Below are 25,439 nucleotides of genomic sequence, written 5' to 3'. Positions count from 1 at the left end.
GAGCATCGCCTTAGACCGTAAACACCTCGCGCCGCAGCAGCTCCCAGCTTTCCTTGTCCGGCGCGATCAGCAGGCCGCCGTCGACATGCTCGGGCAGATAGGCCGAACCGTCGAAGCGCGCCGCGTAGCCTCCGGCTTCGACGCAGGCGAGCGTGCCGCCGAGGTGGTCCCAGGGCATCAGCTTGTTGTACATCAGGTAATGCACGTGGCCGCCGGCAAACGCCCGGTGTTCGTGGGCGGCGCAGCGGTAGTTGCAGATGAAGCGGACCTTGGCGAGGTTGGCGAGCACTTCGGCGCGTTTTCCCGGCGCGAGGAAGCCCGTCGAGGCCATGCCGACCATTTGCTCGAGCGCTACGGGCGCGGTTGTGCGAAGGCGCTGCGTATCGCCATCGGGACGCTTCAGCCACGTACCGGCGCCTTTCTCGGCGATCACCCAGTCGTCGCCCATCGGATCGTAGATGATGCCGGCGATGCATTCGCCATTCGCGACCACCGAGGCCATGACGCCGAAGGCGGGAATGCCCGAGGCGAAATTGAAGGTGCCATCGACCGGATCGACGATGATCGATAGCGACGCATCCTTCAACGTGCCCAGCAGTGCCGGATCGGCCGCGACGGATTCCTCACCGATGAACAGCGCTTCCGGCCACAGCGTCGCGACCTCGGCCTTGATCATGCGCTCGGCCTCAAGATCGGCTTCCGTCACCAGATCGGTCGCCTCGGTCTTGGCGCGCACATCGTCGCTGCCGAGTCGGCGGAAGCGCGGCAATATTTCCGCCTTCGCTGCCCGCCGCAAGAGATCGGCAAGCGTGGTGACATCTATCTTGGAAACCATGGTTCATCCTTCCTGGCGCTGTGACATGTCGAAAGACTATGCCGCAATTTTGCGACAACGACATGTGTCAAAACAAGAACTTAAGCGCGCACGGAAGTTCACTTCTCCGGCGCGGCATCGCCCGCCATCAGGCCGGCGAAGTCGAAAAGCTTGGGGTCGAGCAGATGCGACGGGTTCACATGCGAGAGCGCGCGCAACATCGTGTCCTTGCGGCCGGGCATGCGGCGCTCGATATCGGCGAGCATGTCCTTCATGGCGTTGCGCTGCAGCCCGTCCTGCGAACCACAAAGATCGCAGGGGATGATCGGAAACTGCATGGCGGCGGCGAATTTCGCCATGTCGTCCTCGGCGCAATAGGCCAGCGGACGCAGCACCATCAGGTCGCCCTCGTCGTTCAGAAGCTTTGCCGGCATAGAGGCTAGGCGGCCGCCGTGGAAGAAGTTCATGAAGAATGTTTCGAGAATATCCTCGCGGTGGTGGCCGAGCACCAGCGCATCGCAGCCTTCCTCGCGGGCGATGCGATAGAGATTGCCGCGACGAAGGCGCGAACAGAGCGAGCAGTAGGTACCGCCAGCCGGGACCTTCTCCTTCACGATCGAATAGGTGTCGCGATACTCGATCCGGTGCTTGACGCCGATCTTCCCCAGATACTCCGGCAGGACATGCTTCGGAAAGTTCGGCTGCCCCTGGTCGAGATTGCAGGCAACGAGCTCGACCGGCAGCAGGCCGCGCCATTGCAGGTCGAGCAGCAGCGCCAGCAGGCCATAAGAGTCCTTGCCACCGGAAAGCCCGATCAGCCAGCGCTTCTGGCCCTTCAGCATGCCGAAATCGTCGAAGGCCTGGCGCACCTGGCGCAGCAGCCGCTTGCGCAGCTTGTTGAACGAGACGGAGCTTGGCGCGTCGGCAAACAGCGCATGCGCGATCGCGCCCTCGGTCTCAGGCGTTTCCAGCTCATCGGCGATATTGGCTGCGATATTCATTGTCTCATCCGTTCAGGCCCCAGGTCGAAGCCAAATCCCGTCTAGCAGAAAGCAACGCCACAACCCAGCATCAATCGCCGAAAACCGACCATCCCGTGCGCGCCGCCAGCATTTCCAGTGCAACCGCGCCGAGCTGCGAATTACCGACCTTGTTCAGGCCAGGCGACCAGACCGCGATCGAGGCGATACCGGGCGCCACCGCGAAGATACCGCCGCCGACGCCGCTCTTGCCAGGAAGGCCGACGTGATAGGCGAAATCGCCGGATCCGTCATAATGGCCGCAGGTCAGCATCAGCGCATTGATGCGCCGCGCGCGCTTGGGCGAGACGACCGAATGGCCGGTCATCGGGTTCGCGCCACGGGCGGCGAGGAAGAGACCGGCACGCGCCAGCTGCTCGCAGGTCATCGACAGCGCGCATTGGTGAAAATAGACGCCGAGCACGTGCTCGACCGGATGATCGATGTTCTTGTAGGCGCGCATGAAATTGGCCAGCGCGAAATTTCGATAGCCCGTCTGCGTCTCGGACTTGGCGACCTTGTCGTCGATCGTCACCGTCTCGTCATCGGCCAGATAGCGCACGAAGCGCAGGACTTCGCCGATCGCCTCGCGCGGCTCGTGCCCGGCAAGTACCACGTCGGCAACGGCAATCGCGCCGGCATTGATGAAGGGATTGCGGGGAATGCCCGCTTCCTGCTCGAGCTGGACGATCGAATTGAAGGAGTTGCCTGAAGGCTCGCGCCCGACCCGCTTCCACAGCCCCTCGCCGACCTTGCCGAGCGCCAGCGTCAGCATGAACACCTTGGAGATACTCTGGATCGAGAACGGTACGGCTGCATCGCCGACGCTAAAGACCTTGCCGTCGACAGTGACGACCGAGAGCCCGAACTGGGCGGGATCGATCTTGGCAAGCTCAGGAATATAGTCCGCGACCTTGCCCTCGCCGATGCGCGGCTGGAGTTCGGTATAGATACTGTCGAGGACTGCCTGCAAATCCGTCATCACGACCCCTCTCAAGATAACAAAAAAGCCGCCCCGAGAGGCGGCTTTTCCGTATGCGAAAACGCCTCGCGCCTACTGCGCCGCGCGTCGAAGACGCGTGAAGAGCGCAGTAGCTCTTTAAGAGACGCATAAGCCTTTCCGGCAATCGAAATTCGATTGCCGGGGTTATGCGTTAACGCGAATAGAATTCGACCACCAGGTGCGGTTCCATGACAACAGCGTACGGTACGTCGCTGAGAGCCGGTACACGAGCGAAGGTAGCGACCATCTTGTTGTGGTCGACTTCGATGTACTCAGGAACGTCGCGTTCAGCCAGGCTGATAGCTTCGAGAACCGAAACCAGCTGCTTGGACTTCTGACGAACTTCGATGACGTCGCCGGCCTTGCAACGGTAGGAACCGATGTTGACGCGAACGCCGTTCACGGTCACGTGGCCGTGGTTGACGAACTGACGGGCAGCGAAGACGGTCGGAACGAACTTGGCGCGATAAACGATCGCATCCAGGCGGGATTCCAACAGACCGATGAGGTTTTCAGAAGTGTCGCCCTTGCGGCGAGCTGCTTCGGCGAAGATCGCGCGGAACTGCTTCTCGCGCAGGTCACCGTAGTAACCCTTGAGCTTCTGCTTGGCGCGCAGCTGCACACCGAAGTCCGAGAGCTTGCCCTTGCGGCGCTGGCCGTGCTGGCCCGGGCCGTATTCGCGGCGGTTCACCGGGGACTTAGGACGGCCCCAGATGTTTTCGCCCATACGGCGGTCAATTTTGTACTTGGACGATTCGCGCTTGCTCATCGTATTTCCTTTCAGAATGTTACGGCGGTCTGTTTCCAAACCGCTCGAAGGAAACACGCCCTCCTTTGGCCTCTTTGAGGGAGGCCCGACAGGATTTTCCGGTTACGCGAACTGGAAACTCCACGGGACATGTCAAATGAAACACGGGACATTGCTGCCCCGTGCTGGCGCGGTCTTTAGGGTGAAGTCACTGGAATGTCAATCACAATCCATGGCAGCACCGGCAAAACCGTATGATCCCAAGCAAGCCGGAACGGATTGCTTCCGAGAAAGCCGGAACGGCTTACTTCCAAGAAAGCCGGAACGGCTTACTTCATCGCTGCCTTCTGCAGCTTGAGGCCGAGTGCGTCGCTGATCGTGTAGAACAGGTCGGTCTGGTCGGTCAAACCGCTGACGTTGGCCGCGCGCGGACCGTAGGCTGCAATACGCAGCTGCGAGCCGGTGTGGCCCTGGTCGTCGACTTCATCAGAGTTGCCGTAGCTGACAGCCATGACCGCGCCGTCCTTGGTCATCAGCGCTTCCGTCAGGCCCGGAGCCTTGGCGCTGGCGTCGATGATCTGGCTGGCATGCGCGTGGTCGGCGGTGACGATGACGAGCGTGTCGCCCTTCTGCTCAGCGAACTTCAGCGCTTCCTGGACGGCTTCGTCGAGGTCGACGGTTTCGCCGATCTGGCCGCAAGGGTTGGCGGCATGATCCTGCTTGTCGATCGAGGCGCCCTCAACCTGCAGGAAGAAGCCCTTCTCGTTGGTGCTCAGGAGCTCGATCGCCTTGGACGTCATCTGCGCCAGCGTCGGCGTGGCGGCCGAGCGCTTCTCGTTCGGCTTGCAGACGACGGGCTCCTTCTCGACATTGCCGTAGTGGCTCGCCTGCGGGCCCTGCCAGCGGATCGGCATGTTGCCCTCGGCGAAGAGGCCGAGAACAGGTGCGCTGTCATTGGCCTGCTTGACGGCGGCAAGCTCGTCGGCGTTGGTGACGATCTTGTAGCCGCGCTCCTCTGCCTGCTGGCGCAGCGTCTTGCCCTTCCATTCGCCGGCCTTTGCCATCTCGCCGAAGCTCTTGGCGCCGCCGCCGAGCGTCACATCGGCGCGCGCGTTGATCAGTTGCTCGGTGATCGAGCCTTTGCCGCCGTTTTCGAGCGCGTTGCTGGCGCACTTCTCGGTGGTCGCTTCAGGGCCGTAGCACTTGCGCTGCGTGACATGGGCGATCTGCACGGCGGGCGTTGCGTCCTGCAGTTCGGCGGTCGAAACGTTGCCCGTCGCGAGACCGGCGGCCTTGGCCTTCTCCAGCAGCGTCTCGTGCGCTTCTTCGCGGATATCGACGCCGATCGCACCGTTATAGCTCTTCACGCCCGTTGCCCAGGCGGTGCCCGAGGCGGCGGAGTCTGTCACATAGGTCGGCTTGCCGGTTTTCTTGTCGAGAGAATAATGGGTGTACTGGCCGGTGACGGGCAGCGCGTCGATGCCCTTGAAATACTGGCCGGCGCCGACGGCGTAGTTGCGCGCGATGGTGATTTCGGAATCACCCATGCCGTCGCCGATCAGGAGGATGACGTTCTTCGGGCGGCCGTCGACGATCGCGGCGCGGTAGGCTTCGGTGATGTCGCCGGAGATGCGCCGCGCGCCGCCTGGCGTGCTCAGGTCCTCGCTGGCGCCACGCTCCATGAGCTTGGTCGCGGCCGCATCGGCGGCATGAACAGGCTGAATGGCTACAGTGGCAAGCAGCGCTGCTGCGAATGCGGTGATCGCACGGGTGGAATTCGACATGGCCAACATCTCCTCTGGGCAAAAGGTCTAAATACGCCCGCGTGGGGCATGCGGGGTTATCCACCCCTGAGATGAACAGCATGTGACAGGATCAACCCTATCGTGTACCGAAATGCCGATACACGACAAAAAACCGCAAGGCGGTTTTTATCTCAAAACATGAATATGGAAGGTGACCGCTTTTATTCAGCAGCCGACTGCACGCCATCGACATCAGGCGCATTGGCATCGCCCGGCGCCGTCTGGCAGTTGATGTCGGGGAAGGCGACAATGCGCTTGCCGGAGAAATCGGTATGGACCACAACGGTCCCCTGCTCTTCGAAATAGCCGAGGAGACGCCGGGCGCGGCGTGCAGAATGCGTGCCATAGGCGCGCGCGATGCGGGCGTCCGACGGGCAAGGCTCACCGCACACGGCTGCCTTGGCGAGCATCAGGAAGACGCCCTGCAGATCATCCGTTACGCCAGAAGATAGCGACAGCGCCGTCGCCCAAGCTTCGGTCCCGGCGGTCTCGGGATCGACGCCCGAGCGCGATACGGCGACGCGGCGACGGAACTCCGGCAGCGACATCGGCGACCCCGGCACGCGGCGCATGCGAAGGCGCACGAGGAATTCCTGATAGAGCACCGAATCCGTGCGGAAACCCGAGCCCGGATCGTCGAGGATCTCGCTCAATACGGCAGAGACGCGTTCCTCGCGGTCTTCCGCCGACATCTCCGGCTGGCTGGCGCGGCCTTCGGTCGGCTGCGGCGCGGTGGCGGCCGGCGCGGAGCGCGAAAGCTCGGCCAGGATATCCGTGGTCGGGCGTGGCGCCGGTGCAGCGCGGCGCACGATCGGCCGCTGGAATTCTTCCGGATCCGGCGTGAAGATCAGGTCTTCGACATCCTGAGGAGAGTCCGGCAACGGCATCAGCTTGGGGCTCGACGAACGCGCCGAGGTCTCGACATTGCCGATCTGGATCGGCAGCGGCCGGCGCGACAGAGCCGGACCGAGTGCAACGAAATTACCGCGCTTCAGATCGCGGAACATTTCCGCCTGGCGACGGTCCATGCCGAGCAGGTCGGCGGCGCGTGCCATGTCGATATCGAGAAAGGTGCGGCCCATCAGGAAGTTGGACGCTTCGGCGGCGACGTTCTTGGCAAGCTTCGCCAGACGCTGCGTGGCGATGACGCCTGCCAGACCGCGCTTACGTCCACGGCACATCAGGTTGGTCATCGCGCCGAGCGACATCTTGCGCGCATCGTCGGAGACTTCGCCGGCGACCGACGGCGCAAACATCTGCGCTTCGTCGACGACGACGAGCACCGGATACCAGAATTCGCGATCGGCATCGAACATGCCGTTGAGGAAGGCGGCGGCCGCCCGCATCTGCTGCTCGATCTCGAGCCCTTCAAGCGTGAGCACGCAGGAGACGCGGTGCTGGCGGATGCGGTTTGCGATACCGGCCAATTCAGCCTCGGTGCGCTCGCCATCGACCACAACGTGGCCGAACTTGTCGCTCAGCGTGACGAAATCGCCCTCGGGGTCGATGATGACCTGCTGCACCCACGGCGCGGATTGCTCGAGCAAACGCCGTAGCAGGTGCGACTTTCCGGAGCCGGAATTGCCCTGAACAAGGAGACGGGTTGCCAGAAGCTCCTCGATATCGAGCGTGGCCGGATTGCCTCCCGACGCCGATCCCATATCGATACCAACCTGCAAGTCCCATTCCCCTTCTGAAATCAACGCCACTCTTTAGCAGATTCGCGGCGGAATGCTCGGCCTACCGAACAAAACCCACAAGCAATCGCGTCTTTTCGAATCAGGCTGCCTTGTCCGCCACGACCGCGCTTGCTTGGCTCTCGGCGCGCGGGATCAGCATGCGGGTGAAGAGCAGGCTGATCGCAAGCGGAACGAGCAGGATACCCAGCCCGACCCGCAGGCCGAACGCCTCGGCGACGAAGCCGATCGCCGGCGGACCGACAAGGAAGCCGCTGAGCGCGATAAAGGTGAGGATGGCGACGCTGGAAGCCGCCGGACGATCCGTCAGGTTGGCCGATGCCGTCACCGCCAGCGGGAAGCCGACCGATACGCCGACGCCGATCGCCGCGAAGCCGATCAGCGCCACCGCGGTGTTCGGCGCCAAGAGCACGATCACCATGCCGGCAAGCGACGCACAGCCGCAGACCCGGGCGATGGCAACGGCACCGAAGCGGCTCTTCATGTAATCGCCGCCGAAACGTCCTGTCGCCACGAGGCAGGCGAACACGGAATAGCCGAGGCCGGTCAGCGCGCCGGTCGCAAACAGCACGTCGCGCAGATAGACCGCCGACCAATCGGCGATCGCGCCCTCGGTCATGGTGATGCCGAAGGTGAAGGCGCAGATGCCGAGAAGAGCTGCACTCGGCAACTTGAACGGTGCGCTTTGCGCATGCGATGCCTCGGCCGCCGGATCGGGCCCGAGCGGCAACCGCACGCTGACAAATAGCGCGATCGGCAGCACGAGGAGCGCAATCAGGGCGATCGACCAGTTCGCCGGTAGATGCAGCGCGGCAGCACCGACGCCCAGTAGGCTACCCGCCATGATGCCGAGGCTCCAGAAGCCATGGCAGCGGCTCATGATCATGAGGCCGGTCGTCTTCTCCGCCCGGTCGGCCTCGACGTTGAGCCCAAGCTCGAGCGTCGACAGTGTGACGCCAAGGATCATCAGCGCGAAGAACAGCGTCGTGATATTGTCGGCGAAGGCCGGCAGGGACACGACCGCGAGAAAGGCCACGAAACCATAAATGATCGTCGCGCGTCCGCCGATTTTCGCGACCAGACGGCCGGCGAAGGGCAAGGTCATCAGCGTGCCGATCGGCAACCCGAGCAGCGCGATGGCGAGATCGGCCGGCCCCATGCCGAGCTTCGCCTGCACATCGGGAATGCGCGGCAGCCAGCTGCCGAAGGCGATCGGCTGCAGAAAGAAGATCAGCATCACAAGTCTTTGAAACGACATAAGACATTCCCCTGTTCGCGTCAGGGAGCCGAAGCCCGCGAACGATTCTCCATCTGTGAGCTTGCGATATCGGCATCACGAAGGAAAGCGCCGCCAGCGCGAAAGATTGCGGCCATGGAACGATGTCACCTGACGGTGAGACCAAATCCCTGCATCAGCCGTTTCGTCGAAAAATCCGGATTGCCCGAGGTGAAGACCGCGAAGTCGAAATTGTCGGGATGCACGGCATCGGCCACTTCGGGAACGAGGCTGCGCGCCCGCCGCGCGATGGCTTCCGCCGGATCCAGCCAGTCGACCGGCCACGGCGCCAGTCTCCGGAAGATGTTCGCCATGAACGGATAATGTGTGCAGGCAAGCACGACGATATCGGTCTTCCGGCCATCCTTCTCGACGAAGCACTGGGCGATCTCGCCCATAACGGCTTCGTCGGAGAGCATGTCACCGCGAATATAGGCCTCCGCCATGCGCGCCAGGTTTTCCGAGCCGACGAGGCGCACATGGCACTGCTGCGCGAAGGACTGGATGAGATCGCGCGTATAGGCGCGCTTGACTGTCCCGGGTGTCGCGAGCACCGAGACGAGGCCCGAGCGCGTCCGCTCCGCCGCCGGCTTTATCGCCGGCACGGTGCCGACGAAGGTCATGCCGGGGAATGCGGCGCGCAGATCGGCGCCGGCAAGCGTGAAGGCCGTGTTGCAGGCGATGATGCAGACCTCGGGGTCATGCTCGCGAAGCAGCCGCGCGAACAGATCGATGATCCGCTCCTTCAGCGCCTGCTCTTCCCACCCGCCATAGGGAAAGCCGGCATCGTCGGCGACATAGATGAAACCGCGCTCGGGCATCAGCACCCGCGCCTCGCGCAGCACCGTCAGCCCGCCAATACCTGAATCGAAGACCAGGACGGGTTTCAGCTCATGCGTCGCTGCTGTCATCTTCCTGCTGTTCCTTGACGTCTGCGGGCGCCCGGCTTCCGCGCGGATATTGCCGCGAGAAACGGTCGAGGGAGGAGATCACGCCGCGCATCACGCTGATTTCCTGCTCCGTGAAGGCGCGGCGAGAAAGGACTGCCCGGAGATTGTCGATCATTTTCGGCTTTTTCGCGGGCGGGTGGAAATAATTGCGCGAATCCAGCGCTTCTTCCAACTGGTCGTAGAGCCCGTGCAATTGTTCCTTCGTCGATGGTGTCTGCTCCATCGCCTGGAAGGGAACGCTGCCGAGATCCTCCATGCCCGATTTCATCCACTCGTAGGACATCAGGAGCACGGCCTGCGCGATATTGAGCGAGGCAAAGGCGGGATTGACCGGGAAGGTCACGATCTCGTCTGCCAGCGCCACTTCTTCGTTGGAGAGGCCCCAGCGCTCACGCCCGAAAAGAATGCCGGTCCCCTCGCCCGCCGTAAACCGCGCACGCAACGTCTGCGCCGCCACCACGGGCGAACGCACCGGCTTGAAACCGTCGCGCTCGCGCGCCGTCGTTGCATAGACGAAGTTGAGATCGGCAATTGCCTCTTCCAGCGTCTCGAACACCTTGGTGCCTTCGATCACATGGTCGGCCTTCGACGCTGCGGCCTGCGCCTTCTCGTTCGGCCATCCGTCGCGCGGATTGACGAGGCGCAGTTCGGACAGCCCGAAATTCGCCATGGCGCGCGCCACCATCCCGATATTCTCGCCCATCTGCGGTTCGACCAGAATGATGACGGGACCTTCCGTCAGAAGAAGACGCTCGCTGTTCGTGCCTGCCATGAAGTCAAAATCCTTTTGCTAGGCGCGGAAATAGCCAAGACGGGCTGAAACGGCAAGGCTTATGCATCCGGATACAGCCGCTCCAGCGTCAAGCCGATCATCTCAAGCCCCTGCCGCCATCCCTTGCTGGCGTGTGGATGGTGGCGGGCGCTCGATACGGGGATCTTGCGATCGACAAAGAAACATTCCGAGCGGCGCGCCGAGGCGGACGTGACGCGGGCGAGGCTGGCGTCGATCAATTGGCGGGCGTCGTCACTGGTGATTGACGCCTCCCGGTTCTTCGCCATCATCCGCGCCCAGTAGGTGGCGGCGAGGAAGATCGCCAGCGTCTGCCGGACCTGTCCCGGCTTGGTGACAACCGACCATGACGAGCCGAGCGGCCGCGCCGTCGTCGCCAGATCCTTGTAGGCGGCGTCCAATGTCTGTGAGAGGCCAATCAGCCTATGTCGCGGCTCGCCGGCGGCGGTGGCCTTCAGCAGCGCGCCCAAAGCAGCGAACCATTTATCGAGCACGAGGTCGAGCGCGCCGCGGGTGCGGGCCGGAAAGACGACGAAGGCGACCAGTGTTCCGACGGCCGCACCAAGCGCGGTCTCCTCGACACGCAGCAACAAGAGGTCGAGCGTCAACGATCCGATCATCCCGTAAACAAGGCAAAGCGCGATCGACACGAAGAAGGTCATCGTCGCGTAGCTTGTCTGCAGGAAGTAGAAGGCGAGAAAGATGGAGAGGCTCGTGATTGCGAGCGCCGGAGCCAAATGGCCGCTCAGCAGTGTCGCAAGCAGAAGCCCGATAGCGATGCCGAACAGCGTGCCCACTGAACGCTGCAACGCCTTCATCGCCGTATCGCCGCGCGAATTGGTGTTGGTGAAAACGAGGAAAGAGGCGAGCACCGCCCAGAACCAGCGCTCGCGCGACAGGCCGAGACCGAGCGTCATGGCGATCGCCGCGGCGACGGTGATCTGCAGCGCCGATCGCATCAGCGGATTGCGCAACGAGAAATCCGGAAGGGATGCTTGAGCCGGCGCCTCGGCCACGGCTGCGATATCTGCAAAGCCCGTCCGATTGCCCTCATCGATGGTTTCGACAAGCTCAGCCCGCGCATTGCCGAGCCTGATCAGCGCCCGCGTCGCCTCGGCCGAGGGGCTTTCGTCATCCTCATTCGGAGGACGCACCGAATGCCCCTCGATGATCCTATGCACCAACTCGAAGGGCGGCAGCGATTGCGAGCAGAGCATGATCGCGCCCTCGGCTGCCAGATGCGCGTCGAAGAGACGGATAGCGAGCTCACCGGCCGGCTCCGTGCCCGGATCGAACATGCCACTCGGAGGCCTGGGAATGAAGCTCTCGGCCATCAGCACCACGTCTTTCAGCCGCTCCTCCAGCTGATTGAGCTCCTGCCGGTCCGCATCCGAAACGTGCCCATCCGCCGCAAGTGCTGCGATCTTGAAGAGGATCTGGTTGATCCGCCCCTGCACGCTTTCGAGCGACCGCAACAGATCGCGCCGCCAGTCGTCGGGCAGCACGACGGAGCGCACCGCATGCGCGATCAGCGAGGAGACGATCGGTCCGATCGCGACCAAGGGCAGTTCGGCGAGCGCCGGCTGGAAATAGGCGCCGAGAAAGTACGACATGAAGGCGAACATGCCGATCGCATGGCCGCGCGGCCCGAAGACGCGTGCGGACGCCGCAAGAAAGATGATCAGCAGAAAGGCGGCGTCGGAGATCAGCCGATGCCCTTCCAGCCCGGCGGCGATGACGACGACCACGAGACTGGCGGCGCAACCGAGAAGCCGCGTCACCAGCTGCCGCCCGCCGCCCTTGTCGCGCACCGCGACGCCGCCCTCGATCGCCAGCACGATCCCAAGCCCGTAAGAGGCGATCGGCAGCGGAAACAGCAGCGAATGGATGACCAGCAGAAGACCGAAGGAGAGCGCCACCGACAGCGTGACGCGCAGAGCCATCCTCAGCCGCGACAGGGCCGGATCGTTGGCAAGCAGCCAATCGCGAAAATCAAAACCGGAAAACAAAGAGTTCGGGCCCCGGAGCGGAGGAATGGTGTTTCACCGCTCACATATCGCCAAGGCTCTTAAAAGCAAATCAATCTTGCCGTCGAAAGCGTCCCGATCGAGAGCTTGTTATTGCCCCTTGGCGATCTGCACCATGGTGTTCTTCAGCGAGTTCGCCGGCTGGCCGGGGTCGCCTTCGGTGAAGACGTCATCGACGACAGCCTTGCCGCCCTCTTCCAGCACCTCGAAGCGCACGGTGGTCAGCGCCTGCTTGTCGTCGATCCCGTCCATGCAGGTCTGCTTCTTGAACGTCACCACCACTTCCGTCGCGCCGTTTTCGCCGGGCTTCGGCGTATAGGTCATGTCCTGCAGCGGGCACGCGTCTTCGCCGTTGACGATGACGTCGTAATCGAACGGCGACACGCCATCCTCGTCGGCGGCCGGGTTCTGCATCGCGGCGCGGTACTTGGCGACAAAATCCTTGCTGTAGATGCGCGTCAGCCTGCTCTCGTCGAAGATGTCCTGCCAATCCTCGTCGGCGCCCGACCAATTCTTGGTCGTGGCCTCCATGATCTCCTTGACCGGCGCCGTCGCGTCAGCGGCGAATACCGTGGCGGTGAGGCCGAGCAAGGCGGCAAAGGCAAGCGAAATCGTCTTCATGATCAAATGTCCGAGGCAATGGTTTTGCGCGGAGACTAGCCATTTTCCGCCGCTTGGCAATGGCGCAAAAAGACGCAAATCTGCCCTGCTTGCGGCTTTGCACTCCGGGCGCACAATGCTATAGCCCACGGGATTTTATATCACCCACCCGGGACGCATGTCCCTCAAAAGCTTAACGAGGCAGATACATGAAGAAGATCAAGGTCGCCAACCCCGTCGCCGATCTCGACGGCGATGAAATGACGCGCATCATCTGGCAGTTTATCAAGGATAAGCTGATCCACCCGTATCTGGACCTCGAAATCGACTATTACGACCTCTCGGTAGAAAACCGCGACGCCACCAACGACCAGGTGACTGTTGATGCCGCCAACGCCATCAAGAAGCATGGCGTCGGCATCAAGTGCGCAACGATCACGCCGGATGAAGACCGCGTCAAGGAATTCAACCTCAAGCAGATGTGGAAGAGCCCGAACGGCACGATCCGCAACATCCTCGGCGGCGTCATCTTCCGCGAGCCGATCATCTGCCAGAACGTTCCGCGCCTCGTTCCCGGCTGGACCAAGCCGATCGTCGTCGGCCGCCACGCCTTCGGCGACCAGTACCGCGCCACCGATTTCAAATTCCCCGGCAAGGGCAAGCTGACCATCAAGTTCGTCGGTGAAGACGGCCAGGTCATCGAGAAGGAAGTGTTCGACGCTCCCGGCGCCGGCGTTGCCATGGCCATGTACAACCTCGACGAGTCGATCCGCGAATTCGCCCGCGCCTCGATGATGTACGGCCTGATGCGCAAGTGGCCTGTCTACTTGTCGACCAAGAACACCATCCTCAAGGCCTATGACGGCCGCTTCAAGGACATCTTCCAGGAAGTCTACGAAGCTGAATTCCAGGATCAGTTCAAGGAAATCGGCATCACCTACGAGCACCGCCTGATCGACGACATGGTCGCATCCGCTCTGAAGTGGTCCGGCGGCTACGTCTGGGCCTGCAAAAACTACGACGGCGACGTCCAGTCCGACACCGTAGCCCAGGGCTTCGGTTCGCTCGGCCTGATGACCTCCGTTCTCCTCACCCCCGATGGCAAGACCGTCGAAGCCGAAGCCGCTCACGGCACGGTGACGCGTCACTACCGTCAGCACCAGAAGGGCCAGGAAACCTCGACGAACTCGATCGCCTCGATCTTCGCCTGGACCCGTGGCCTCGCGCACCGCGCCAAGCTCGACGACAACGCCGAACTGGCGAAGTTCGCAGCCACCCTCGAAAAGGTCTGCGTCGACACCGTCGAAGCCGGCTTCATGACCAAGGACCTGGCGCTGCTGATCGGCCCGGATCAGCCCTGGCTCTCGACCACGGCTTTCCTCGACAAGATCGACGAAAACCTGCAGAAGGCCATGGCATAAGCCATCTGAAATATGCGAACGATGCGGCGGGGTTTTCCCCGCCGTTTTCGTTTCAGGGACATCAGGAGGGGAACAACAATATGACGACGACCATCCGCCCGCTAAAACCATCGGACCGCAGCGCCTGGGAGCCGCTATGGGCCGGCTATCAGCGCTTCTACGAAGTCGCGATCCCCGAGGAGACGACGGACCTGACCTGGGGCCGCTTCCATGATCCCGCGGAGCCGATGCACGCGCTCGGCGCCTTCGATGGCGACGGCAGGCTGGTCGGTATCGTGCACGCGATCTTTCACCGCTCCACCTGGCTACCAAAATGGACCTGCTACCTGCAGGATCTCTATGTCGACGACAGCCAACGCGGTCTCGGAACCGGTGCGGCATTGATCGAGGCCGTCGCCGATCTTGCCCGCGAGCACGGCGCCGGCCGGCTCTACTGGATGACCCACGAGACAAACGCCACGGCCCGCAAGCTTTACGACCGGATCGCCGAGCGCTCGGGCTTCATCCAGTATCGCAAGGCGCTCTGACCGGCGCCGCTACTGCCAAAATCTGACGTCGCCATGCCATAGACGTTGCCTCGCCGCTCGCCCGCGCCAGTTATCAAGCGAAACGAGGAGAACACCATGGCCGACGAACTGATCTTCTACACCAATCCGATGTCGCGCGGACGGATCGCCCGCTGGATGCTGGAGGAAACGGGTGCTGCCTATACGACCGAGATTCTCGGCTTCGAAAGCAGCATGAAAGCAACGGATTATCTTGCCATCAACCCGATGGGCAAGGTGCCGGCGATCCGCCACGGCAAGACTGTCGTCACCGAATGCGCCGCCATCTGCGCCTATCTGGCGGAAACCTTTCCGGAAGCGGGCCTTGCGCCGACGGCCGAAGAGCGCGGCAGCTATTATCGCTGGATGTTCTTCGCCGCCGGTCCGCTGGAAGCGGCCACCACCAACCGCGCGCTCGGCTTCCACACGCCGGCCGACAAGAGCCGGATGGCGGGCTATGGCAGCTATGCCGACGTGATGGACACGCTCGAAAAAGCCGTCAGCGCATCGCCCTATATCGCCGGAAACCGCTTCACGGCGGCCGACGTCTATGTCGGTTCGCATGTCGGCTGGGGCCTTGGCTTCGGCACCTTCGAGAAGCGCCAGGCATTCGCCGATTACGTCGGCCGCGTCACCGACCGCGCCGCCTATAAGAGGGCGAACATGATCGATGACGAAGCCACCAAGGCGCTGCAAAAGAGCGCCTGACCAGTTTCAGATAAGGGGCATGTAGATCTCGGTGACCAACTCCGTCGGCGGCACGTCGCGCGGATTGTTGAGGTAGTCCTCGAACATCAGCCCATCGCGCAGCTGCCGACCCGAGGTCGGCAGCCATTCGGAAAACAGCCACTGATAGGCCTTGTGCATATCTGCATAGGGTCCCTTGTGTCTGAGCACCGCATACTCCCCGCCGTCGAGCGTGATGGGTTCGAGCGGTGCTTCGACCTTAATCTCGCCTTCGACTGAGACACAGGCGATGGAGCGAAGCTCTTCGGCCGGCACCAGATCGGGATCGTCGAAATAGACGCCGATCATCCGCATATCGGGCCTCGCCAGCCCGCGCGCGTAGAGCGTGCCGAAGAGAACCTCGAACGCCTTGCTGATCTGCATATACGAGCCCTTGTGACGCACGCCGACAAGCGCGACCGGCTCGATCTTCCGTAAGGTAACGTTGAACATGGCTTTGGTCCTTCCGTTAGGTGAGGGTTGGAACTCCGTGTGGCTTCCCTCTTTCCGATAACGGGCCGGCGGCATGCCGTAGACCGATTTGAAAATGCGGTTGAAAGACTGGAGGTTGGGATAGCCGGATCGCCTGGCAATTTCCCCGATACCGAGATCCGAACGGACGATATCGCCCGCCGCGCGATGCAATCTCAGCCGCTTGACGGTCGCCGCCAGCGTCTCTCCATGGACCGCGCGATAGATCCGGTGCCAGTGATAGCTCGACATGCAGGCAATCTCGGCGAGCGTATCCATGTCCAGCTCTTCATCGAGATGATCATGGATATAGGCCGAAACCCGCCTCAGGCGGCTTTCATAGAGTGCCCATGCCGTGGTGCCGTTCATGTCGAAACCTCATGCCAGTTGACCGGCTGCAGACAAACATAACGCGATTTGACAAATCCTGCTGAGTTGCCGGCGCAAAAGAAAAAGGCGGGCACTCGAAGCACCCGCCTTTCGAAATTCAATCAAGAAAAGGCCGTTCAGCCAGCCAGCGCAGCCGCCACGGCCTCGAGCGCCTCGTCAGCCTTCGATCCATCCGGACCGCCGGCCTGCGCCATGTCCGGACGGCCGCCGCCGCCCTTGCCGCCGAGCGCGGCGGATGCAACGCGCACCAGATCGACGGCGCTGAAACGACCGACGAGATCAGCGGTGACCGCGACCACGGCGCTGGCCTTGCCGTCATCGGAGACGCCGATCAGCGTCACGACGCCGGAGCCGAGGCTCGCCTTGCCGTCGTCGGCGAGACCCTTCAGGTCCTTCGGATCGACGCCGGAGATGGCCTTGCCGAGGAACTTGACGCCGCCGATATCGCGCACGGACTCTTCCGAGGCGCCCTGCCCGCCGCCCATGGCAAGCTTGCGCTTGGCGTCCGCCAGTTCCTTCTCGAGCTTGCGGCGCTCGTCCATCAGCGCTTCGACGCGCGTCAGCACGTCGGCCGGCTGAACCTTGAGCGAGGTCGCGAGCGCCTTCACCCGCTCGTCCTGCTCGGCGAGATAGGCACGAGCCGCCTCACCGGTGACGGCTTCCAGGCGGCGAACGCCGGAGCTGACGGCGCTGTCGCCGAGAATGCGCACGAGGCCGATGTCACCGGTCGCCGACACATGCGTGCCGCCGCAGAGTTCGATCGAATAAGGCTTGCCTGTCTTCGCCCCATGCAGCCCCTGGCCCATGGAGACGACGCGAACCTCGTCGCCGTATTTTTCGCCGAACAGCGCCATGGCGCCTTCGGCACGGGCGTCGTCGACGCTCATCAGGCGGGTCGTGACCGGCGAATTCTGCAGAATGATCTCGTTGGCCATATCCTCGACCACCTTGAGCTCTTCCGCCGTCATCGGCTTCGGATGCGAGACGTCGAAGCGCAGGCGATCCGGCGTGACCAGCGAGCCCTTCTGGGCCACATGGGTGCCGAGCACTTCGCGCAGTGCTTCATGCAGCAGGTGCGTCGCCGAGTGGTTGGCGCGGATATGCGAGCGGCGGGCGTGATCGACGGTCAATGCCACGGCATCGCCGGCCTTGACCGTGCCCTCGACGACAGTGCCCGTGTGAACGAACAGGCCCTCGCCGCGCTTTTGCGTATCGGTGATTTCGATCTTGGCGTTATCGGATGAGATCACGCCCGCATCGCCCATCTGGCCACCGGATTCGCCGTAGAAAGGCGTCTGGTTGACGACGATCTGCACCTTGTCGCCCTTGGCCGCTTCGCCGACAGCAGAACCGTCCTTGACGATCGCCTGGACAACGCCTTCGGCGGTTTCGGTGTCATAGCCGAGGAATTCGGTGGCGCCGTGCTTGTCGCGCAGCTCGAACCAGATCGTCTCGGTCGCCTTGTCGCCGGAGCCTGCCCAATGCGAGCGTGCCTCTGCCTTCTGGCGCTCCATGGCGTCGGTGAATCCGGCGAGATCGACGTTGATTTCGCGGGCGCGCAGCGCGTCCTGCGTCAGGTCGAGCGGGAAGCCGTAGGTGTCGTAGAGCTTGAAGGCGGTCTCGCCGTCGAGCATGTCGCCCTTGCCGAGCGTGGTGGTAGCATCCGACAGAAGCGACAGGCCACGCTTCAGCGTCGTGCGGAACTTGGTTTCCTCAAGCTTCAGCGTCTCGGTGATCAGGGCTTCCGCGCGCACCAGTTCCGGATAGGCGCGGCCCATCTGCTGGATCAGCGCAGGCAAAAGCTTCCACATCAGCGGCTCACGCGCGCCGAGCAGTTCGGCATGGCGCATGGCGCGGCGCATGATGCGACGAAGCACGTAACCGCGGCCCTCGGCGGACGGCAAAACGCCGTCGGCGATCAGGAAGGCGGACGAGCGCAGGTGATCGGCGATGACGCGATGGCTGGCGCGCTGCTCACCCTCGGCCTTGACGCCGGTTGCTTCCTCCGACGCCGAGATCAGCGCGCGGAAGAGGTCGATGTCGTAGTTGTCGTGCTTGCCCTGCAGCAGGGCTGCGATACGCTCGAGACCCATGCCGGTGTCGATCGACGGACGCGGCAGGTCGATGCGCTCTTCCTTGGTGATCTGCTCGTACTGCATGAAGACGAGGTTCCAGATCTCGATGAAGCGATCGCCATCCTCTTCCGGCGAGCCGGGAGGGCCGCCCCAGATGTGGTCGCCGTGATCGTAGAAGATTTCCGAACAGGGGCCGCACGGGCCGGTGTCACCCATCGCCCAGAAATTGTCGCTGGTCGGGATGCGGATGATCTTGTCGTCGGAGAGGCCCGCGATCTTCTTCCAGAGATTAAAGGCTTCGTCGTCGGTGTGATAGACAGTGACCAGCAGACGCTTGGCGTCGATGCCGAATTCCTTGGTGATCAGCGTCCAGGCATGCTCGATCGCCTGCTCCTTGAAGTAATCACCAAAGGAGAAATTGCCGAGCATCTCGAAGAAGGTATGGTGACGCGCGGTATAGCCGACATTGTCGAGGTCGTTATGCTTGCCGCCAGCGCGCACGCACTTCTGCGCGGTCGACGCCGTCTTGTAGGGGCGCTGCTCGAGACCGGTGAAAACGTTCTTGAACTGCACCATGCCGGCGTTCGTGAACATCAGCGTCGGGTCGTTGCGCGGCACCAGCGGGCTCGATGAAACGATCTCGTGGCCGTTCTTCTTGAAGTAGTCGAGGAAGGTCGACCGGATTTCGTTCACACCGCTCATGCTATGCCCTTCAGTGCTGCCCAAGGCAGGTCAAATCTTGAAAATTCAGTGGCTTTTATCGCTGACGTTAACCACTGTCCAGCAGACAAACAAAACCGGCTGCATTCTGATCAAGGAATGCAGCCGGCTTTGAACTATTCAATCCTGGATCGAGGCTTATTCGCCGTCGGAATCGTTGGCGTCGGGGCCGCCATTCTGCAGCTGATCGGCGATCAGGCCGGCATTCTGGCGGATCGAGGTTTCGATCTCGCGCATCAGTTCCGGATTGTCGCGCAGGAAGGTCTTGGCGTTCTCGCGGCCCTGGCCGAGACGCTGGCTGTTATAGGAGAACCAGGCGCCCGACTTCTCGACGATCCCGGCCTTGACGCCGAGGTCGACCAGCTCGCCGGTCTTCGATACGCCTTCGCCATACATGATGTCGAATTCGACCTGCTTGAAGGGAGGCGCCATCTTGTTCTTGACGACCTTGACGCGCGTCTGGTTGCCGATCACCTCTTCGCGCTCCTTGACGGCGCCGATGCGGCGGATGTCGAGGCGAACCGAGGCATAGAACTTCAGCGCGTTACCACCAGTAGTCGTTTCCGGCGAACCGAACATGACGCCGATCTTCATGCGGATCTGGTTGATGAAGATGACCATGGTCTTCGACTTCGAGATCGAGGCCGTCAGCTTGCGCAGCGCCTGGCTCATCAGTCGCGCCTGCAGACCCGGAAGGCTGTCGCCCATTTCGCCTTCGATTTCGGCGCGCGGCGTAAGCGCCGCGACCGAGTCCACGACCAGCACGTCGACGGCGCCGGAGCGCACCAGCGTGTCCGTGATTTCGAGTGCCTGCTCGCCGGTATCCGGCTGCGAGATCAGCAGATTGTGCAGATCGACGCCCAGCTTGCGGGCATAGACAGGATCAAGCGCGTGTTCGGCGTCGACGAAGGCGCAGATGCCGCCCTTCTTCTGGGCTTCCGCGATCGTCTGCAGCGCCAACGTCGTCTTACCCGAGCTTTCCGGCCCGTAAACCTCGATGATACGTCCCTTCGGAAGACCGCCGATCCCGAGTGCGATATCCAGTCCGAGAGAGCCCGTCGAAACGGTCTCGATCTCGACCACGCCCTCATTCGAGCCGAGCTTCATGATAGAGCCCTTGCCGAACGACCGCTCGATCTGTGAGAGTGCCGCTTCAAGTGCCTTGCTTTTGTCCACCGATTTGTCCTCTACAAGCCGCAATGTATTCTGTGACATTCGATCCACCTTTAGGTTATTGAAGCCGCTCAAGCAATGTCGCCGCCGATGTCGATTTTGTACCGCATTTGTTCTCATCGCGCAAGTGCCGTTCAAAGCATTGAAAGAAAGAGGTAAAACGGCCTGTGTTCTACATTTGTTTTATCCATGCAAAGCAAGAGCTTACAGCACCTGGACGGCGGCTGACCGCGCTTCCGGAGGCCGCTCGATTCGGCCAAGACGGCATTTCGGAGCGATGAGATGAGCAAGAAGATTCTCGTGCTTGGCGGTGCCCATGTCGATCGCCGCGGCCGCATATCGGGCGCCACCGCCGATGGCGCCAGCAACCCTGGCTCCTGGTTCGAGGAAGCAGGCGGCGGAGGCTTCAACGCGGCCCGCAACCTCGCCCGCCTCGGCTTCGACGTCACCATGATCTCGCCGCGCGGCGGCGATCCGACCGGCGAGATGGTGAGCGAAGCCGCTGATCTCGCCGGCGTCAACGACCGCCCCTTCATCTTTCTCGACCGCAAGACCCCGAGCTATACCGCCATCATCGAGCGCGACGGCAATCTGGTGATCGCGCTGGCCGACATGGATCTCTACCGCATGTTCGTGCCGCGCCGCCTGTCGATCCGCTCGGTGCGCGACGCGTTTTCGTCGACCGACATGATCCTCTTCGATGCCAACCTGCCGGAGGAAACGCTGGTCTCGATCACAACCCGCGCCAAGGCGCTCGGCAAGCCGGTGGCGGCGATCGCCATCTCGCCGGCAAAGGCGGTGAAGCTGAAGGCCTGCATGCAGGAGATCGACTACCTCTTCCTCAACGAGGCCGAGGCCACCGCGCTGACCGGCGAGCGGCCGGAAAACGCCATCCACTGGCCATCACTGCTCGGTGATATCGGCCTCAGGGGCGGTGTCGTCACCCGGGGACAGCGTGAGCTGATCGCCTTTTCCGCCGGCCAAGTGGCGGCGCTGCAGCCGGCCAATGTCGAGCATGTGTCCGACGTGACCGGCGCCGGCGATTCTCTTGCTTCGGGCGTTATCGCAGCACTTTTGCGCGGTTTGCCGATGAGCGAAGCCATCCGCGAGGGTGCGGCCGCCGCAGCGTTGACGGTCCAGTCGCCCAACGCGGTGAACGAAAATCTCTCCGCCGATCTGCTGAAACAGGCTCTGGCTCTTGTCCCGCCGGCGAGAATTCTGCATTGAACCCCAATCAGACGAAATGGAAGATCCGATGACGAACACTCTCTCTCCCAAGCTGCCGATCACCTATTCCAAGGAAGTGGCGAGCGCCAAGCAGCGCGGCGCGCCGATCGTGGCGCTCGAATCGACGATCATCACCCACGGCATGCCCTACCCCGGGAATATCGAGATGGCCCGCAGCGTCGAATCGATCATCCGTGAGCAGGGTGCGGTCCCCGCCACGATCGCCGTCATCCACGGCACGCTCCACATCGGGCTTGAAGCCGAAGAGCTTGAGCAGCTGGCCAAGGCCAAGGATGTGCTGAAAGTCTCGCGCGCCGACCTCGCCTTCGCGATTGCCGAGCGCCGCCATGGCGCCACCACGGTCGCCGCCACGATGATCGCCGCCGAACGCGCCGGCATCAAGGTCTTCGCGACTGGCGGCATCGGCGGCGTGCATCGCGGTGCGGAAGAGAGCTTCGACATCTCCGCCGACCTCGAAGAACTTGCCCGCACCGGCGTCATCGTCGTCTGCGCCGGCGCCAAGGCGATCCTCGATGTGCCGAAGACACTGGAAGTGCTGGAAACCGCTGGCGTTCCCGTGGTCACCTACGAGAGCGAAGAATTCCCAGCCTTCTGGTCGCGCTCCTCCGGCCTGCGCAGCCCGCTGACGCTGAACAGCCCGGCGGCCATCGCCAACTTCCAGACGGTACGCGAACAGCTCGGCATCGACGGCGGCATGCTGATCGCCAATCCGGTGCCCGAAGCCGACGAGATCCCAGCCGAAGAGATGGAAATCTACATTCAGCGCGCGCTCGACAGCGCTGAACGCGACGAAATCTCCGGCAAGGCGGTCACGCCTTACCTGCTGAGCACCATCTTCGACCTGACCGACGGCCAGAGCCTGAAGACCAATATCGCACTGGTGGAAAACAACGCGCGGCTTGCCGGTGAGATCGCGGTTGCGCTCAACGCCTGATATTTGATGGGGTGTGCCGCCACGGCATGCCCCATTCATCCAGCGGCCTTCGCCAAATCATAAGATTGGAGCGAGCGGTCGCCTCCAGCTAATCTCCCTCCTTGTGGGGGAGATGTCCGGCAGGACAGAGGGGGGCTCACACGGCACGCCCTTATACAGGGAACCCCTACGGCACAACGCCGCAAACGGCCCCGCCTCACCTCACCCCTCAAGCGTCTCCTTGACCACCACAGCCAGCTGCTTCAGCGAGAACGGCTTCGGCAGGAAGCCGAACTTGGACTCTGGCGGCAGGTTGCGGGCGAATGCGTCCTCGGCATAGCCCGAGACGAAGATGAACTTCAGATCAGGATATTTCTTGCGCAGTTCGCGCAACAGCGACGGCCCGTCCATTTCAGGCATGACGACGTCGGAGACGACGATATCCACCTTGCCATCGAGCTCGTCCATGATGTCGAGCGCTTCGACACCCGATCCCGCTTCGTGCACCGTATAGCCGCGCGTCTCCAGCATGCGCTTGCCGCCGCGGCGCACCGCCTCCTCGTCTTCGACCAGGAGGATGACCGCAGATCCCGTCAGATCCTCCGGCTGCTCCGCCTTCGCCGGCGACAGGGCAACGACGTTGTCCGCGCTCGGCGTGACCGCATCGGCTTCGGCCGCGATTGCCGGCTCGACGATGTGACGCGGCAGGAAGACACGGAAGGTCGTGCCCTTGCCGACTTCCGATTCCGGCTGGATGTAGCCGCCGGATTGCTTGACGATGCCGTAGACCATCGCGAGCCCAAGACCCGTACCCTTGCCCACCTCCTTGGTGGTGAAGAAGGGCTCGAAGATCTTGTCCATGATCTCAGGCGCGATGCCGGTGCCGTTGTCGGACACCTCGACCAGAACCATGTCCTCATGCGGCATGTAGGAGTAATTGAAGGCAGCGACCTCGGCGGCCGTCGCGTTCTTCGTGCGCACCGTCAGCTTGCCGCCCTCCGGCATCGCGTCGCGCGCATTGACGCAGAGGTTGATCAGCACCTGCTCGAACTGCGACAGGTCGGTCTTCACTGGCCAGAGATCGCGCCCGTATTCGACGTCGAGCTTGACATTGGTGCCCGACAGCAGCCGGTCGACCAGCATCCTCAAGTCGCCGACGACGTCGGTGAGGTTGAGCACGCTCGGTCGCATCGTCTGCTTGCGCGAGAAGGCAAGCAGCTGGCGCACCAGCACGGCGGCGCGGTTGGCGTTGCGCTTGATCTCCATCAGATCCGCGAAACCAGGATCGGCCGGCCGCGCCTGCAGCAGCAGGTGGTCGGACGACAAAAGGATGGCGGTGAGAACGTTGTTGAAATCGTGCGCGATGCCGCCGGCGAGCGTGCCCACGGCATTCATCTTCTGCGTCTGCGCCATCTGCGCCTCGAGCGCCTTCTGCTCGGTCACCTCGACAGCATAGACGATCGCCGCCTCTTCCGGCGCTTCGTCGCTCTGGTCGATGACGGCGTTGACATAGAAGCGGAAATGCCTGTTGTCGTCGGCCTGCGTCTTGGAATCGAGCGGCGGAATGTCGCCCTGCCGGTCCTTGGCGGCGGCAAGCGCGCCTTGCAGCCTCGGCTTGTCGACATCCTGCACGATGGTCTCGAACAGCGCGCCGTTCTCGACGTCATCGCGCGAAACGATGCCGGAGAAGAGTTTCAGGAACGGCGCATTGGTCCTGAGGATGCGGCCGTCGCCATCGACGGAGGCGATCGCCATCGGTGTATTGTTGAAGAAGCGCGTGAAACGCATCGATGCAGCCGACGCCGACTGATCGCCAGCCGTGCTGTCGCGCCGCGTGAGCACGATCGAGCGGCTTTCGCCGGGTGCGCCATCGCGCATCGAGGTGACGCTGTGAACGATCTGCACCGGAACGCCCTGGCCGTTCGATTTCTTCAGGTCGAGATCGAGCGTTACCGTCTTCTGTAGACCGGGATCGGCCTGCACGGATTGGATCAGCGCCAGCCCCTCGCCGGCCACCATGTCGCCGATCGTCATCGAGCCGGGAATGAACTTGGTGAGGTCGATCCCCAGCCACTCGGCAAGCGTCGCGTTGAGATAGAAGATCTCGCCCTTGCGGCCCGCCGAAAAGAAGCCGGCAGGCGCGTGGTCGAGATAATCGATGGCGTTCTGCAGTTCCTTGAAGAACCGCTCCTGGTCGTCGCGCTCCGACGTGATGTCGCTGATCTGCCAGATATGCAGCGGCCGGCCGCCGCTCTCCTCGCTCTGCAGGATACGCGCCTTCAGCCGGTACCAATGGGCGCCGGAACCGTTCGGCGATGGCCCGAGCGCGCGCAGCAGCCGGAACTCCTCGCGCCCCTCGCGGCCCTCGCGCAGCCCGTTGGAGAGCCGGTAGAGCGCCTCGTTGGATTCGCGGTGGCGCGACAGAAGCGCTTCCAGCGTCTGGACCTCAGTCGGCTTACGCGCGCCGGTTAGCGCGCCATAGGCGGCATTGGCGTAGACGATGCGGCCCTTCTCGTCGGTGATCAGTGATCCGTCGGGGTGGCTGTTGAGAAAGGCGCGGGCAAGGCTGTCGGACTGGCGCTGCGGCATCACCTCGATGAAGCCGATAATCGACGACACCAGGAAGAAGATGCCGACCATGGCCAGCACGCCGAGAACGCCGAGCACCATCTCGTTGTCGAGCGAGGTTTTGAACACCACGAAGGCGGCGGCGACGCCGATCAGCACCAGCGCCAGAAGCAGGATCCGCACGGCCGTTCCCGCGCGCCCTCCACGGTCCACGAGCGGTTCGCTAAAATTGTCGGCCTGACGGGATTTCGTCATGTACTTCCTCGCATTGCCCGCCGGCCTTCATTCGTGACTAACAGACGAAGCAGGAATCAGGCGCCTCTTCCTTCTTAGCAATTTGCTGCCCCGCCAAAAACACCACACTCCATGAAGAGTGATTGAATTCACAAGCTACAGCGCCAGTTTTGCCGTTAAATGTAGATTGAGACGTTCCACAGACATTGCGTCGCACCTTTCGGTG

The 25,439-nt window shown here is 62.6% G+C and carries 20 protein-coding genes; 5 read left to right on the top strand and 15 right to left on the bottom strand.

The window, feature by feature from the left end; all coding sequences use genetic code 11:
- Positions 1 to 10: 10 nt before the first annotated feature.
- The 11 genes from ACCD05_RS05740 to ACCD05_RS05690 all read right to left on the bottom strand — a co-directional run bounded on the left by ACCD05_RS05740 (position 11) and on the right by ACCD05_RS05690 (position 12,750).
- A complete protein-coding gene (locus tag ACCD05_RS05740) occupies positions 11 to 835 on the bottom strand; it encodes an inositol monophosphatase family protein (protein WP_413391591.1) in 825 nt (274 codons plus the stop codon).
- A 98-nt stretch (positions 836 to 933) separates the two neighbouring features.
- Positions 934 to 1,815, bottom strand: coding sequence for a tRNA 2-thiocytidine(32) synthetase TtcA (gene ttcA, locus ACCD05_RS05735; protein ID WP_413391589.1), 882 nt, complete (start codon positions 1,813 to 1,815; stop codon positions 934 to 936).
- A 70-nt stretch (positions 1,816 to 1,885) separates the two neighbouring features.
- Positions 1,886 to 2,815 carry a glutaminase gene (locus ACCD05_RS05730; RefSeq protein ID WP_209190600.1) on the bottom strand — a complete coding sequence of 310 codons (930 nt, stop codon included), beginning with the start codon at positions 2,813 to 2,815 and terminating at the stop codon, positions 1,886 to 1,888.
- 172 nt (positions 2,816 to 2,987) lie between these two features.
- Entirely contained in the window at positions 2,988 to 3,605 is a 618-nt protein-coding gene (rpsD, locus tag ACCD05_RS05725; protein WP_018902188.1) for a 30S ribosomal protein S4, read from the bottom strand.
- A gap of 308 nt (positions 3,606 to 3,913) precedes the next feature.
- Positions 3,914 to 5,368, bottom strand: a complete 1,455-nt coding sequence (gene phoA, locus ACCD05_RS05720; protein WP_413391586.1) for an alkaline phosphatase — start codon at positions 5,366 to 5,368, stop codon at positions 3,914 to 3,916.
- Positions 5,369 to 5,550: 182 nt separating this feature from the next.
- Positions 5,551 to 7,068, bottom strand: coding sequence for a helicase HerA domain-containing protein (locus ACCD05_RS05715; RefSeq protein WP_209233588.1), 1,518 nt, complete (start codon positions 7,066 to 7,068; stop codon positions 5,551 to 5,553).
- A 100-nt stretch (positions 7,069 to 7,168) separates the two neighbouring features.
- Positions 7,169 to 8,344, bottom strand: coding sequence for an MFS transporter (locus ACCD05_RS05710; RefSeq protein WP_413391583.1), 1,176 nt, complete (start codon positions 8,342 to 8,344; stop codon positions 7,169 to 7,171).
- A gap of 125 nt (positions 8,345 to 8,469) precedes the next feature.
- On the bottom strand, positions 8,470 to 9,273 hold the full coding sequence (gene murI / locus ACCD05_RS05705) for a glutamate racemase (protein ID WP_413391581.1): 804 nt from the start codon (positions 9,271 to 9,273) through the stop codon (positions 8,470 to 8,472).
- Positions 9,254 to 10,084 carry an RNA methyltransferase gene (locus ACCD05_RS05700; RefSeq protein ID WP_413391579.1) on the bottom strand — a complete coding sequence of 277 codons (831 nt, stop codon included), beginning with the start codon at positions 10,082 to 10,084 and terminating at the stop codon, positions 9,254 to 9,256. The genes murI and ACCD05_RS05700 overlap by 20 nt, the downstream gene beginning before the upstream one ends.
- Positions 10,085 to 10,143: 59 nt before the next feature.
- Positions 10,144 to 12,111 carry an FUSC family protein gene (locus ACCD05_RS05695; protein WP_413391577.1) on the bottom strand — a complete coding sequence of 656 codons (1,968 nt, stop codon included), beginning with the start codon at positions 12,109 to 12,111 and terminating at the stop codon, positions 10,144 to 10,146.
- A gap of 108 nt (positions 12,112 to 12,219) precedes the next feature.
- The gene (locus ACCD05_RS05690; protein ID WP_047512200.1) at positions 12,220 to 12,750 is read right to left on the bottom strand and encodes a hypothetical protein; all 531 of its coding nucleotides are present in this window, start codon (positions 12,748 to 12,750) and stop codon (positions 12,220 to 12,222) included.
- Positions 12,751 to 12,938: 188 nt separating this feature from the next.
- On the opposite strand from ACCD05_RS05690, the gene ACCD05_RS05685 reads away from it, so the two are divergent.
- The 3 genes from ACCD05_RS05685 (at position 12,939) to ACCD05_RS05675 (ending at position 15,403) form a co-directional block, all read left to right on the top strand.
- Positions 12,939 to 14,150: an NADP-dependent isocitrate dehydrogenase gene (locus ACCD05_RS05685; protein ID WP_047512202.1), complete on the top strand. Its 1,212-nt coding sequence runs from the start codon at positions 12,939 to 12,941 to the stop codon at positions 14,148 to 14,150.
- Positions 14,151 to 14,230: 80 nt separating this feature from the next.
- The gene (locus ACCD05_RS05680) at positions 14,231 to 14,677 is read left to right on the top strand and encodes an N-acetyltransferase family protein (protein ID WP_413391575.1); all 447 of its coding nucleotides are present in this window, start codon (positions 14,231 to 14,233) and stop codon (positions 14,675 to 14,677) included.
- A gap of 96 nt (positions 14,678 to 14,773) precedes the next feature.
- Positions 14,774 to 15,403: a glutathione S-transferase family protein gene (locus ACCD05_RS05675; protein WP_413391573.1), complete on the top strand. Its 630-nt coding sequence runs from the start codon at positions 14,774 to 14,776 to the stop codon at positions 15,401 to 15,403.
- A gap of 6 nt (positions 15,404 to 15,409) precedes the next feature.
- On the opposite strand, the gene ACCD05_RS05670 is transcribed toward ACCD05_RS05675, so the two are convergent.
- From ACCD05_RS05670 to recA, 3 genes are all read right to left on the bottom strand, one after another.
- A complete protein-coding gene (locus tag ACCD05_RS05670; protein ID WP_413391571.1) occupies positions 15,410 to 16,261 on the bottom strand; it encodes an AraC family transcriptional regulator in 852 nt (283 codons plus the stop codon).
- A 137-nt stretch (positions 16,262 to 16,398) separates the two neighbouring features.
- On the bottom strand, positions 16,399 to 19,059 hold the full coding sequence (gene alaS / locus ACCD05_RS05665) for an alanine--tRNA ligase (protein WP_413391569.1): 2,661 nt from the start codon (positions 19,057 to 19,059) through the stop codon (positions 16,399 to 16,401).
- A gap of 156 nt (positions 19,060 to 19,215) precedes the next feature.
- Entirely contained in the window at positions 19,216 to 20,292 is a 1,077-nt protein-coding gene (gene recA, locus ACCD05_RS05660) for a recombinase RecA (RefSeq protein ID WP_026283682.1), read from the bottom strand.
- A 240-nt stretch (positions 20,293 to 20,532) separates the two neighbouring features.
- Here recA and ACCD05_RS05655 point away from each other — a divergent pair, with 240 nt between their 5' ends.
- Together ACCD05_RS05655 and ACCD05_RS05650 are read left to right on the top strand one after the other, a co-directional pair.
- The gene (locus tag ACCD05_RS05655; protein ID WP_413391567.1) at positions 20,533 to 21,477 is read left to right on the top strand and encodes a carbohydrate kinase family protein; all 945 of its coding nucleotides are present in this window, start codon (positions 20,533 to 20,535) and stop codon (positions 21,475 to 21,477) included.
- A gap of 28 nt (positions 21,478 to 21,505) precedes the next feature.
- Positions 21,506 to 22,432, top strand: coding sequence for a pseudouridine-5'-phosphate glycosidase (locus tag ACCD05_RS05650; RefSeq protein WP_413391565.1), 927 nt, complete (start codon positions 21,506 to 21,508; stop codon positions 22,430 to 22,432).
- A gap of 201 nt (positions 22,433 to 22,633) precedes the next feature.
- On the opposite strand, the gene cckA is transcribed toward ACCD05_RS05650, so the two are convergent.
- Positions 22,634 to 25,234, bottom strand: a complete 2,601-nt coding sequence (gene cckA / locus ACCD05_RS05645) for a cell cycle histidine kinase CckA (RefSeq protein WP_413391563.1) — start codon at positions 25,232 to 25,234, stop codon at positions 22,634 to 22,636.
- Between the last annotated feature and the right edge of the window lie 205 nt (positions 25,235 to 25,439).

The organism is Rhizobium sp. Rhizsp42 (assembly GCF_047304155.1).
Classification (GTDB): Bacteria; Pseudomonadota; Alphaproteobacteria; order Rhizobiales; family Rhizobiaceae; genus Rhizobium.
Note: the sequence above shows the minus strand (reverse complement) of the source record. Positions and strands in the feature narration are given on the sequence as shown.